General features: G+C 66.1%; 11 protein-coding genes and 1 tRNA gene. 9 read left to right on the top strand and 3 right to left on the bottom strand.

Translation table 11 applies throughout. The features are described from left to right. Positions 1-158: 158 nt before the first annotated feature. Positions 159-244 (bottom strand) — tRNA-Leu (locus MTX34_RS23750). Between the two features lie 207 nt (positions 245-451). On the opposite strand from MTX34_RS23750, the gene MTX34_RS23755 reads away from it, so the two are divergent. From MTX34_RS23755 to pknB, 7 genes are all read left to right on the top strand, one after another. Further along, positions 452-1903, top strand: a complete 1452-nt coding sequence (locus MTX34_RS23755) for a DUF3662 and FHA domain-containing protein (protein ID WP_243595714.1) — start codon at positions 452-454, stop codon at positions 1901-1903. 145 nt (positions 1904-2048) lie between these two features. Beyond that, positions 2049-2513 carry an FHA domain-containing protein gene (locus tag MTX34_RS23760; protein WP_037195344.1) on the top strand — a complete coding sequence of 155 codons (465 nt, stop codon included), beginning with the start codon at positions 2049-2051 and terminating at the stop codon, positions 2511-2513. Continuing rightward, positions 2510-3949: a PP2C family serine/threonine-protein phosphatase gene (locus tag MTX34_RS23765; RefSeq protein ID WP_243595713.1), complete on the top strand. Its 1440-nt coding sequence runs from the start codon at positions 2510-2512 to the stop codon at positions 3947-3949. The genes MTX34_RS23760 and MTX34_RS23765 overlap by 4 nt, the downstream gene beginning before the upstream one ends. Then, complete coding sequence (locus tag MTX34_RS23770; RefSeq protein WP_243595712.1) at positions 3946-5403, top strand: FtsW/RodA/SpoVE family cell cycle protein; 1458 nt, start codon at positions 3946-3948, stop codon at positions 5401-5403. The genes MTX34_RS23765 and MTX34_RS23770 overlap by 4 nt, the downstream gene beginning before the upstream one ends. After that, positions 5400-6884, top strand: coding sequence for a penicillin-binding protein 2 (locus MTX34_RS23775; RefSeq protein WP_243595711.1), 1485 nt, complete (start codon positions 5400-5402; stop codon positions 6882-6884). The genes MTX34_RS23770 and MTX34_RS23775 overlap by 4 nt, the downstream gene beginning before the upstream one ends. Before the next feature lie 6 nt (positions 6885-6890). Then, the gene (locus tag MTX34_RS23780) at positions 6891-8264 is read left to right on the top strand and encodes a serine/threonine-protein kinase (RefSeq protein WP_243595710.1); all 1374 of its coding nucleotides are present in this window, start codon (positions 6891-6893) and stop codon (positions 8262-8264) included. Beyond that, positions 8261-10192: a Stk1 family PASTA domain-containing Ser/Thr kinase gene (gene pknB, locus MTX34_RS23785; protein WP_243611053.1), complete on the top strand. Its 1932-nt coding sequence runs from the start codon at positions 8261-8263 to the stop codon at positions 10190-10192. The genes MTX34_RS23780 and pknB overlap by 4 nt, the downstream gene beginning before the upstream one ends. A gap of 22 nt (positions 10193-10214) precedes the next feature. Here pknB and MTX34_RS23790 read toward each other — a convergent pair whose 3' ends face one another. Then, the gene (locus tag MTX34_RS23790) at positions 10215-10856 is read right to left on the bottom strand and encodes an aminodeoxychorismate/anthranilate synthase component II (protein WP_243595708.1); all 642 of its coding nucleotides are present in this window, start codon (positions 10854-10856) and stop codon (positions 10215-10217) included. A gap of 13 nt (positions 10857-10869) precedes the next feature. Beyond that, positions 10870-11616, bottom strand: a complete 747-nt coding sequence (locus tag MTX34_RS23795) for a DUF881 domain-containing protein (protein ID WP_243611054.1) — start codon at positions 11614-11616, stop codon at positions 10870-10872. 201 nt (positions 11617-11817) lie between these two features. Between MTX34_RS23795 and crgA the strand changes: the two genes are divergently transcribed. Then, entirely contained in the window at positions 11818-12081 is a 264-nt protein-coding gene (gene crgA / locus MTX34_RS23800; RefSeq protein ID WP_243611055.1) for a cell division protein CrgA, read from the top strand. Positions 12082-12117: 36 nt separating this feature from the next. Then, the gene (locus MTX34_RS23805; protein ID WP_243611056.1) at positions 12118-12603 is read left to right on the top strand and encodes a PH domain-containing protein; all 486 of its coding nucleotides are present in this window, start codon (positions 12118-12120) and stop codon (positions 12601-12603) included. The last annotated feature ends 152 nt before the right edge of the window (positions 12604-12755 follow it).

Below are 12755 nucleotides of genomic sequence, written 5' to 3' on the forward strand. Positions count from 1 at the left end.
TATTATCGGCGTTCACCAGCGAATTCGCGCTGCCGAGACCACCCTGCGGACATCATTCCGATACCGATGCCGACATCGGCCGAGAACTACACGCCTGTAAGACAATTGAGCCCGGAAAAAACTACTGGCCGCAGCGATCGAATCAGCTGCGGCCAGTGTGGTGGGCGGAGGGGGACTTGAACCCCCACGTCCCGAAGGACACTGGCACCTGAAGCCAGCGCGTCTGCCATTCCGCCACCCGCCCGGGTGACGGCGAGAACACTAACACGCACCCTGCCGCGGTCGAAAATCGCCGCCTTCAGCTCCCTGAGGGCGACGGCGGCACGCGGTCTCCGTCGGCCGCACCGTATATCATGCTGGCAGCGCGACTTCGTGATGACACGCGGCCGACGCAGCCTGCTCCCCAGCAGGCACCACACGGTGGAAGAACACAGTGAGAGGAGGGGTCACGATGGGCATCGTTCAGCGTTTCGAACGGAAACTCCAAGGCGCTGTCGGCGACGTCTTCGCCCGCGTGTTCGGCGGAGGCGTCGTACCCGCGGAGGTGGAGGCGGCACTCCAGCAGGAGGCGTCGGATCTGGTTCGGCCCCTCGACGGCGGCCACCTTCTGGCACCCAACAGCTACGTGATCACCATCAACAGCTCGGACCACGACGAGCTCGCCGGCGATCGTGAACTCACGGTCAAGGCATTTTCCCGCCACCTCGACGATTACATCCGAGATCAGGGGTGGCAGACCTACGGTGACGTGGTGGTTCGCTTCGAGCCGTCGCCCACTCTCCATACCGGGCAGTTTCGGGCCGCTGGCTCGGTCGATCCCGATGTGGGACGATCGGCGACTGCTGCACGGAAAGGGTCCGCGCAGCAGGGCGCGTCGGTACCAGCAGCACCCAGTGCCGTTCCTTCAGCTACGCAGCGACCGTCTGCCCCACCGATGTCGATACCAGGAGCCGGCCCCATGACGCAGAACCCAGGCTACGACCCGCAGCGCGATCCCGCGGACGGTCATCGTTCCGATCCGCGCGAGCGCAACGGTTACACCGGTGGCCAGGATCCGCGCTACGCCGCGCGCGAGCAGAACGGGTACGACGCCCAGGCGTACGCGCCCGCCGACTACGACCCGCGCTACGACCAGCAGCAGCCGTACAACCCCCAGGGCTACGACCAGCAGCCGTATGGCGAGCAGGGTCAGGCCTACAGCGCCGCCGCAGGCCAGGAGCAGGGCTACGACCCCCACGCCTACGGCGCACCCCACGGCCAGGAGCAGGGCTACGACGCCCAGGGCTACAACGCTCAGGGCTACGACGCCCAGGGCTACAACGCTCAGGGGTACGACGCCCAGGGCTACAACGGCCAGGGCTACGACTACAACGGTGCCGAGCAGGGTGGTGCTGCATATTCCGAGGCTCCCTACCAGGAGCAGGCGTACAGCGAGCCTGCCGGTCGGTACGCCGAGCCTCAGGCGGCCGGTTACCAGCAGCCCGGGTACCAGCAGGCTGCCTACGACTACCCGCCTGCCCAGGCCGCCTACGGCCGCGGCTACCCGCAGGGCTCGGGCGATCGTGGCGACGGATACGGCTACGACCAGCCCGCCTCGTACGCGGGTCAGAGTCAGGCACTCGCCGCGACGTTGCAGCTCGAAGACGGCAGTGGCCGCTACTTCCAGCTACGGGACGGTCAGAACATCATCGGCCGGGGCCAGGACGCGCAGTTCCGGCTCCCCGACACCGGGGTCTCGCGTCGCCACATCGAGATCCGTTGGGACGGCCGCGTGGCCATGCTCTCCGACCTCGGTTCCACCAACGGCACCACCGTCAACGGCGCTCCGGTGCAGGATTGGCAACTGGCCGACGGCGACGTGATTCGGGCCGGGCACTCCGAAATTCTGGTCCGGATCGTCTGACGGTCGACTCGCACGCTCGTCCACCCGTATGTCGTCCACACGAGCGACTTCACCCTATGATGCTGCGAGGCAACCATGTCTGCCGCGCCGCAACCTCGATGTGTGCGGAATGCAGGTCCGATCGCGAAGGAGGAGGTGAATCGTCGTGCAGGGATTGATTCTGCAACTGACCAGGGCAGGCTTTCTGCTCCTGCTGTGGTTCTTCGTCTGGGCGGTCCTTCGCACCCTCCGCAGTGACATCTACGCGGCCGCGGGCATGCGAGTGCCTGCCCGCTACTCGGGTGGCTCGAAAGTTCTTCCGTCGTTCAACAAGCAGAAGGTGGCCAAGTACCTCGTGGTGACCCAGGGCGGCCTCGCCGGAACGCGCATCTCCCTCGGCACGCAACCCGTGCTCATCGGACGCGCGGACGACTCGACTCTCGTTCTGACAGACGACTATTCGTCGACACGGCACGCACGCATCTCGCCCCGCGGCGGCGACTGGTACGTCGAAGACCTCGGTTCGACCAACGGCACCTACCTCGACCGAGCGAAGGTGACCACCGCAGTTCGCGTGCCCCTGGGAACCCCCGTCCGTGTCGGCAAGACCGTGATCGAGTTGCGCCCGTGACCCTCGTCCTTCGCTACGCCGCCCGCAGCGATCGTGGTCTGGTTCGCTCCAACAACGAGGACTCAGTGTATGCCGGGGCTCGGCTGCTGGCGTTGGCCGACGGCATGGGTGGCCATGCCGCCGGTGAAGTGGCCTCGCAGTTGATGATTGCCGCGCTTGCTCACCTCGACGACGACGAGCCCGGTGAGGATCTGCTGGGCAAGCTCGAGGCGGCGACCCGTGAAGGCAACGCGTCGATCGCCGATCAGGTCGAGGACGAACCCGAGCTCGACGGCATGGGCACCACGCTGACGGCAATCCTGTTCGCGGGCAAGCGAATCGGCCTGGTACACATCGGCGATTCACGCGCATACATGCTGCGTGACGGCTCGCTCACCCAGATCACCCGTGACGACACCTTCGTCCAGTCGCTCGTCGACGAGGGCCGCATCACCGCCGAGCAGGCCCACACGCACCCGCAGCGTTCGCTGATCATGCGGGCCCTCACCGGCAACGAGATCGAACCCACGCTCACCGTGCGAGAGGTCCGAGCGGGCGACCGCTATCTGCTGTGCTCCGACGGCCTCTCGGACGTCGTCAGCGACGAGACCATCGAGAACACCATGAACGAGGGCGAGACGGGACCCTGCGCGGACCGTCTCATCGAACTCGCTCTTCGCAGTGGTGGCCCGGACAACGTGACGGTCGTCGTCGCCGACGTGATCGACCTCGACTACGGCCAGAGCCACCCGATCCTCGGCGGTGCCGCCAGCACCGAGGACGAGGAGGACGCCCCTCCGCCCAACACCGCAGCAGGGCGGGCCGCAGCGATGCGTCCCCCCCGCTCGACGCCCAAGCGCGTCACCAGCCCCGTCGTCACCCCCGAGAAGAAGTCGCACAAGCTGCGCTGGACGTTGATCGCCCTGACCCTGGTGGTGCTGGCGGGAATCGGTGCGCTCGTTGCCAATTCGATCATCAAGGGCAACTACTACGTCGGTGCCGACAACAGCAAGGTGACGGTGCTACGCGGTCTGCCAGGTTCGGTTCTCGGCTACTCGCTGCAGAGCGTGGAACTGGTGGGTTGCCTGGACGACGACGGTACCGTCACCTTGACCGCCCCGAACGACGCTCCGGCGAACTGCGTTCCGTTCGAGATCGACGATCTTCTGCCGGCAGCACGTGAGCAGGTCACGGCCGGGTTGCCGTCGGGATCCCTCGACGACGCGCGCGGCCAGGTCGAGCGGCTGGCCGCCGGCGACCTGCTTCAGGTGTGCGAGACCGAGCCCGTCGTCACCACGACCGTCGAACCGTCTCCGACGGCGATCATCCCGCCACCCGGGGTGCCGTTGCCCCCCGCCGCGGAACCCGTTCCCGAGGCCGCACCGACCACCACCGAGGTACCGGCACCGACGGTTCCGCAGGTTCCCGGCCAGAACTGCAGGACCGGTACTCGATGAGTTCCACTGCGTCCACGGGAGGGTCGTTCCCGAGTCCGCCCGGAGGGTTCGCGCCCGCACCGATTCAATCCAACCGACGTGGCGTCGAGCTGCTTCTGCTCGGTGCAGCGGTGCTGATCACCACGATCTCCCTGGTACTGGTGGAAGCCAGTCAGGAACAGACCATCACCTGGGATCTGGCGAAGTACGCGGTCGCATACCTCGCGCTGATGACGGTGGCCCACCTTGCCGTCCGGCGTTTTGCGCCCTATGCGGATCCGCTGCTGCTCCCGATCGTGGCGCTGCTCAACGGCCTCGGTCTGGTGCTCATTCACCGACTCGACCTGGCCGACGAGCAACAGGCGCAGTATCTCGGCAACCCCATTCCGTCGCCCGATGCCAACCAGCAGGTGCTGTGGACGACACTGGCGATCGCCGGCTTCGTCGCGTTGCTGGTGCTGCTGCGCGACTACCGTACGCTGGCTCGCTACGGCTACACCGTCGGCCTCGCCGGCCTGGTGCTGCTCGCCATTCCGGCGATGCTCCCGTCTGCGTTCTCCGAGGTCAACGGATCGAAGATCTGGATCAGACTGCCCGGCTTCAGCATTCAGCCCGGGGAGTTCGCGAAGATCCTGCTGCTCATCTTCTTCGCATCGCTGCTGGTCGCCAAGCGCGAACTGTTCACCGTCGCCGGCAAGCACTTCCTCGGAATGGACTTCCCACGGGCCCGCGACCTCGGGCCGATCCTGGTCGTGTGGATCGTCTCCGTCGGCGTGCTGGTGTTCGAGAAGGACCTCGGCACGTCCCTACTGATCTTCGGAACCGTGCTGGTGATGATCTACATCGCCACCGAGCGCGTCGGCTGGCTGATCATCGGGTTCGGCCTGCTCCTCGTCGGGTTCCTGTTCGCGTACCAGGTGTTCGGCCACGTCAAGATCCGTACCGACACCTGGCTGCGCCCGTTCGACGACTACAACGACACCGGTTACCAGATCGTCCAGTCGATGTTCAGCTTCGCCACCGGCGGGCTGGCGGGTACCGGGCTCGGCAGTGGCCGCCCCTCTCAGGTTCCGTTCGCCAAGACCGACTTCATCATCGCGACTGTCGGAGAAGAACTCGGTCTCATCGGCCTGACCGCGGTCCTGATCCTGTACTTGCTGTTCATCATTCGCGGTATGCGCACAGCGCTCGCCGTCCGCGACAGCTTCGGCAAGCTGTTGGCCGCCGGTCTGTCGTTCACCATCGCGATCCAGTTGTTCGTCGTCGTCGGCGGCGTCACCAAGCTCATTCCGCTCACCGGCCTCACCACGCCGTATCTGTCCTACGGAGGATCTTCGCTTCTCGCCAACTACCTGCTGCTCGCACTGCTGATCAAGATCTCCGACGCAGCCCGTGAGCCGGCAACGCCCAAGAAGAAGCCCGCTCCGGCAGCACCCATCGCGGAGGCACCCACCGAGATGGTGAAGCGCGCATGAACACACCCTTGCGCCGCGTATCCATCGCCGTGATGGTCATGGTCGTCGCGTTGCTCGCCAACGCCACCTACCTTCAGGTCATCAAGGCGGACGATCTGCGTACCGACCCGAGAAACTCGCGCGTTCTGCTCGACGAGTACTCGCGCCAACGTGGTCAGATCTCGGCGGGCGGTCAGGTACTGGCATCCTCGGTCCCCACCGACGACCGCTACAAGTACCTGCGTACCTACCCCCAGAATTCGATCTCCCCGGCCAGCCCGCAGGCCAACGCGCCGATCACCGGCTACTACTCGATGTTGTACTCGAGCAGCGGCCTCGAACGCGCCGAGGACCCGGTGCTCAACGGCTCGGACGATCGCCTCTTCGGCGGACGGCTGTTCGACCTCATCTCGGGCCGAGATCCCCGCGGCGGCAACGTCGTCACCACCATCGACCCCGTCGTCCAGCAAGTCGCATACGACCAGCTGACAGCCAAGGGCTACACCGGTTCGGTCGTGGCTCTCGACCCCGCCACCGGCAACATTCTGGCCATGGCCAGCACACCGAGCTACGACCCCAACCTGTTGGCCAGCCACGACGGCAGCACCACGACGACGGCATGGGAGAACCTGAGCAACGATCCCGAGAAGCCGATGGTGAACCGGGCCATCTCGCAGACCTACCCACCGGGATCGACATTCAAGGTGATCACCACCGCCGCCGCTCTCGAAGCAGGCGCGACACCGGACGATCAACTCACGGCCGCGTCGAACATCACGCTGCCGGGAACCTCGACGACGCTGGAGAACTACAACGGTTCGACGTGCGGGGGTGGCCAGACGGCAACGCTGCGTGAGGCTTTCGCGCGCTCGTGCAATACCGCCTTCGTCGAGCTCGGCATCGACACCGGAGTGGACGGGATGCGCGACACCGCAGCAGCGTTCGGCATCGGTGAGGACACCACCATTCCGCTCACCGTCGCCGACAGCACCATCGGACCCATCGACGACGACGCCGCCCTCGGCCAGTCCAGCATCGGCCAGCGAGACGTTGCGCTGACGCCTCTGCAGGACGCGGTCATCGCGGCCACCGTCGCCAACGGCGGCGTGCGGATGGCCCCGAACCTGGTGCGGCAGTTGCAGTCTCCCGACCTGTCGGACCTGTCGAGCTACCAGCCCAAGTCCATGGGAGAGGCCATCAGCTCCGATACCGCGGCCACGCTGACCGACCTGATGATCGGCTCCGAGAACAACACCAGCGGCGAGGGCAAGATCCCCGGCGTACAGATCGCGTCGAAAACCGGTACCGCAGAACACGGTTCCGACCCACGCAACACTCCGCCGCACGCCTGGTACATCGGATTCGCGCCCGCGAACGATCCGAAGGTCGCCATCGCCGTGATCGTCGAGGACGGCGGCGACCGAGCCCTGGCCGCGACCGGCGGATCCGTGGCCGCACCCATCGGGCGCGCCGTCATCGCAGCCGCATTGCAGGGGAGGTGACATAACGTGCCATTGAGCAACGGAGCTGTCATCGCACAGCGCTATCGACTTCTGCGCCTCATCGCCACCGGTGGCATGGGCCAGGTGTGGGAGGCCATGGACAATCGCCTCGATCGCCGGGTGGCGGTCAAGGTACTCAAGGCGGAGTTCTCCGAGGACCCGGAGTTCCTGCAGCGCTTCAGGTTCGAGGCCCGTACCACCGCGCAGCTGAACTACCCCGGAATCGCCGGGGTCTACGACTACGGTGAGACCCGAGACGGCGCAGGCGAATCACTGGCCTACCTGGTGATGGAACTGGTCAACGGGGAACCGCTCAATGCCGTCCTGGGCCGCATGTCTCGGCTGCCGCTCGGCCACGCCCTGGACATGCTCGAGCAGACCGGCCGCTCCCTGCAGATCGCCCACACCGCGGGCGTCGTACACCGCGACGTCAAACCCGGCAACATCCTGATCACCCCCACCGGGCAGGTCAAGATCACCGACTTCGGCATTGCCAAGGCCGTCGACGCGTCCCCGGTGACCAAGACCGGAATGGTCATGGGCACCGCGCAGTACATCGCCCCCGAACAGGCGCTCGGCGAGGAGGCCACCTCGGCGTCGGATGTCTACTCGCTCGGTGTCGTCGGATACGAAGTACTTGCGGGCTCGCGCCCGTTCGTCGGTGACGGTGCCCTGACCGTCGCCATGAAGCACGTCCGCGAAACGCCTGCACCGATGCCGGTCGACCTACCCCCTGCCGTTCGCGAACTCATCGAGATCACGATGGTCAAGGACCCCGCTGCGCGCTACGCCAACGGTGGCGAGTTCGCCGACGCCGTCGCCGCGGTCCGGGCAGGCCGTCGTCCGCCTGCACCGGGAAATTCACGCGGCACCGGCACCGGCAGGGTCATGATGCCGGGCGTCGTGCCCAGCCCGCAGCCGCCTCCGCCGTCGAGCACCCAGATGATGCCGACATCCCAGCGCGACTATCGCGGACCGGCCACCGGAACGGCGGCGGCCGCGGTGCCCGAGGCGACCGGAATGTCGTCGGCGCAGAAGGCACTTGCGTGGGGCGGAGCCGGACTGTTGTTGCTGGCCATCCTCATCGGCGGTTACGTGCTGTTGACCGGGGGTAGAGACGACACGCAGACCCCGTTCGTGCCGCCGACCACCACCACGACGCAGCCGACTACCACCACGACGACCACGACGACCGAACCGACGACGACCACCGAAGAAACCACCACCACCGAAGAGACCACGACGACCACGACGACGACCACGCAGGAGCCGACGACCACCGAAGAAACCACCACGACCTCGGCGGAGCCCACGCAGACGACGACGAGACGGCCGCTCATCGAGATCCCGTTCCCGCAAGAGCCACAAGGACGACCATGACGACTCCCCGTACGCTGTCCGCTCGCTACGAGCTGGGCGAGATACTCGGTTTCGGTGGCATGTCCGAGGTCCATCTGGCGCGCGACACTCGTCTCGACCGCGATGTCGCCATCAAGGTTCTGCGCGCCGATCTCGCCCGGGACCCCACGTTCTACCTGCGGTTCCGGCGCGAAGCCCAGAACGCGGCCGCACTGAACCACCCCGCCATCGTGGCTGTGTACGACACCGGTGAAGCCGAGACCGAAGCCGGTCCGCTCCCGTTCATCGTCATGGAATACGTCGACGGCGACACTCTGCGCGACATCGTGCGCGCCGAGGGACCCATGGCACCGCGTCGGGCCATGGAAGTCATCGCCGACGTCTGTGCTGCACTCGATTTCAGCCACCGCAACGGCATCGTGCACCGCGACGTCAAACCGGCGAACATCATGATCAACAACGCAGGCGCGGTGAAGGTGATGGACTTCGGGATCGCGCGCGCCATCGCCGATTCCTCGTCACCGATGACGCAGACCGCGGCCGTGATCGGAACCGCCCAGTACCTCTCACCCGAGCAGGCCCGCGGCGAACAGGTCGACGCTCGATCGGACGTCTACTCGCTCGGATGTGTGTTGTTCGAGATACTCACCGGCGAACCGCCGTTCACGGGTGACTCACCGGTCGCCGTCGCCTACCAGCACGTGCGCGAGGATCCCCAGCTGCCGTCGCTGGTCAACGACGCGGTTCCGCGCGAACTCGACTCGATCATCCTCAAGGCGATGGCCAAGAACCCCGCCAACCGCTACCAGAGCGCTGCCGAGATGCGTACCGACCTGGTCCGGGTACTCGGTGGTCAGCGGCCGAGCGCGCCGATGGTCATGAACGACGAGGACCGCACCACGATCCTCGGATCGGTCGATTCCCGTCAGGCGGATTTCACCGGCAAGCCCGCCGCAGTGGCTGCAGCGCCCCGCGCTTCGAGGCACGCCGAGCCCGAGGACGAGCCCAAGAACCGTCGAGGTCTCAAGATCGCGCTGATCTCTGCGGCGTCGATCATCGTGGTCGCGATCGTGGGGGCCTTCCTGTGGTCGCTCGGCCCTGGGGCCGACCCCACGACCGTCACTGTGCCGTCCGTCGCCGGGCTGTCCGCCGCCGAGGCCCAGAGCGAACTCGAGAACGTCGGTCTGCGCGTCCGTCCGCAGGAGAGGCCGGATGCGTCGGTTCCCGAGGGTTCGGCGATCGGCACCACCCCGGCCGCAGGGTCGCAGACCGAATCGCCCGGGGACATCCAGCTCGACGTCTCCTCGGGACCCCAGCAGGTACAGGTTCCGCGCCTGACCGGACGCACGCAACAGGAAGCGTCCGACGCCTTGAACGAGGTGGGCCTCGAACTCGATCCCACCATCGCCCGGGCGCCGTCGACGCCGGAGAACCTCGACCGCGTCGTCGAACAGAACCCGTCCTCCGGTGTGAGCATGAACGCCGACTCGCAGGTTCGGATCACGCTCGGTTCCGGCCCGGCGCAGGTACGGATGCCCGACGTCGTCGGCCAGCTCGTCGACGTGGCACAGCCGAACGTCGCGGGTGCAGGACTCCGCGTGCAGGTGCAGAACATCGACTCGAGTCAGCCGGTGGGACAGGTCGTCTCGACCGACCCCGCCGGAGGTGCCAACGTCGCCGAGAACACCGTCGTCACGCTTCGAGTCTCGAACGGAGACAAGATCCCGATGCCGGATCTGTCCGGGCTGACCGAAGCACAGGCTCTGACGGCACTGGAGTCGGCGGGATGGACCGGAACCGCGTCGAATCTGTCGACGTCGAGGCAGTCCACCCTGGACCCGCTGATGGTCGGACGAGTGATCACTCAGACTCAGCCCGCGGGCTCGGAGATCAGCAAGTCCGACACCATCACCGTGACCATCGGTGCCCTGGGAATCCCGACCGGCTAGCGGTAGCTTCGGGCTGCGAAGCTCAGGCGAAGGCTTCGGAGACCTGAGCTTCGAGCTTGGCGACGAGTCCCTGGTCGGTGGGCATCCCACAGACTGTGAGCCAGTTGGCCAGCATGCGGTGTCCGCCCTCGGTGAGGATGGACTCGGGGTGGAACTGGACGCCGTGAATCGGCAGCTCGGCGTGCCTCATCGCCATCACCAGGCCGGATTCGGTGCGTCCGGTGATCTCGAGCTCGGCCGGAATGGTGTCCTCGCGGACGGTCAACGAGTGGTAGCGGGTGGCGGTGAAAGGCTCGTTCATCCCTTCCAGAACCCCGACGCCCGAGTGGTGAACCAGGCTGGTCTTACCGTGCAACAGCTCCGGAGCCTTCTCCACCGTGGCCCCGAACGCTGCGCCGATCGCCTGATGGCCCAGACAGACGCCGAGCAGCGGTGTCTTGGCACGAGCACTGGCCGAGACCAGGTCCATCGTGGCACCGGCGCGCTGCGGGGTGCCCGGTCCCGGGCTGAGCAGGATGCCGTCGAACTGAGCCGCGGCCGCATCCCGATCGGTGAGGCGCTCGTCGTCGTTGCGCCAGACCTCGACATCGGCATTCAACTGACCCAGGTACTGGACGAGGTTGAAGACGAAGCTGTCGTAGTTGTCGACGACGAGAATGCGCATGTCGACAGCGTACTCAGCGTGGCTGCGCGTACCGCATGCGCACCGATTCGGAGTACGCGGGCACCGTGAGCTCCTCCGCGGACGCGACGTCGTAGCGCAGGCCGTACCGCAACGCGTACTGCTCGTACAACCGCACGCCCGGCTCGTTCTTCAACGCCGCGCGCAGCCGATCCGCATCACCGAGAGCCGTCATCACATACGGCGGGCTGTACGTCCGGCCGCCGAGAAGAAGAGTGTTCCCGATGCAGCGTGGCGCCGAGGAGGTGATCAGCCGCTGATCCTGCATCGCAATCGCCGACGCGCCACCCGCCCACAACGCGTTGAGCACGCTCTGCACATCGACCTGATGGACCACCAGATCGTCGACCGACGCGTCGGACGCATACGAACCGTCGGGCCCCCGGGAGGCGTCGGCCATCGTGACGGTCAGTCCGGCACCGGACGCGGCCTCCCGTCCCGCCGCATCGGCCAGGGAATCGACCCGCGCCAAGGCGTCGGCGACGTCGGTGTCCCCTGTCGCGGTGCGCTGCTGGATGGAGTTCACCTGCTGTTCGAGCGTTTCCCGGCTTCGCTGTGCATCGTCGCTGCTGCGTTGGGCGGCGTCGACCAGATCGGCGAGTCGGGTGGTGTCTCCACCGCGCAATTCGGAGCCGTCCGAGACATTCCTGGTGGTGCCGAGCAGCAGACCAACGACGGCGCACACGGCAACGGTCAGCACCCACCAGCGGGTGTCGGCGGTTACGGTCGATCGTCGTCTCACGGGCGCTCGCAATTTGTCCGGTGGGTCGGTGCTGGGCTCACCTGGGTTAGCGTGTACAGCAACCGGGTCCGTGACCGACACGGTCCTCGAGGTGACAATAGCCTGGGGATGCCGTTCACCCACCGATCCACAGGTCCGTCGTCAATTGTCCACAGGTACGGCCGCAGCGCCGCCGGCCGTCACGAACGTGAAGAGGAAGCAATGCCGAAGTCGAAGGTACGGAAGAAGAACGACTACACCGTCAACCCGGCGAACCGCACGCCGGTGAAGGTCAACGCCGGGCCGTCGCCCATCTGGTACGTGGTGTTGATGCTGGGATTCATGGTGGTCGGACTGCTGTGGCTGATCGTCTACTACCTGGCTTCCGAGGACATCGCCTTCATCGGAAACCTCGGCGCCTACAACTTCCTGATCGGCTTCGGATTCATGGTCGTCGGACTCGTCATGACCATGCGGTGGCGCTGATCGCGGCCCGAGTTACATCCATGTCATTCATCCCCAATGTGGATAAACCCTGTGGATAACTCTCGGAATGATCCACAGGGTGTGTACGAACAGCAGTGGGCGACGCCACTCGTTGCCGTCGCGGCCCTGGTCGCAGGCGGAATCGCCCTCGGAGTCGGCGCTGCACTCTCGTCCACCGACGCAGCAGGCACGTTCCTCGTGGGACTCGCCGCCGTCGGAATGTGGATTCTGGCAGCCCTCGCTGCGGTCCAACGCCCCCGGCTGGCCATCACACACGACGGAACGCTGACGATGAAACGACTCGGCGGAATCCGCACGTACTCACGCGCCGACATAGTGCGCATCAAGATCGTGAAATACCCGCGACTGGGTCGACGCGTACCGATGCTCGAACTCGACGTGCGGCCACCCGGAGAAGACGACGATCGACTGATCATCTTCGGCAGATGGGACCTCGGCACCGACCCGCGAGATGTATTCGACGCACTCGACAGTCACGGTCTGGTGCCCCGCAACTCCTGAGCTGCCGTCCGCGGGGGGGTACTCGATGTGACTGTGAGTATGAATGTGTCCGGTGATACTGGATATCTGCGGTGGGTTGGGGCCTGACTCTCAATGTGACCGACGCCCGGTGGGCTGTCCTTCGAACGATGTGTCGGTACCCGACCCGCTGT

This window comes from Rhodococcus sp. ARC_M5, from assembly GCF_022810405.1.
Classification (GTDB): Bacteria; Actinomycetota; Actinomycetes; order Mycobacteriales; family Mycobacteriaceae; genus Rhodococcoides; species Rhodococcoides navarretei.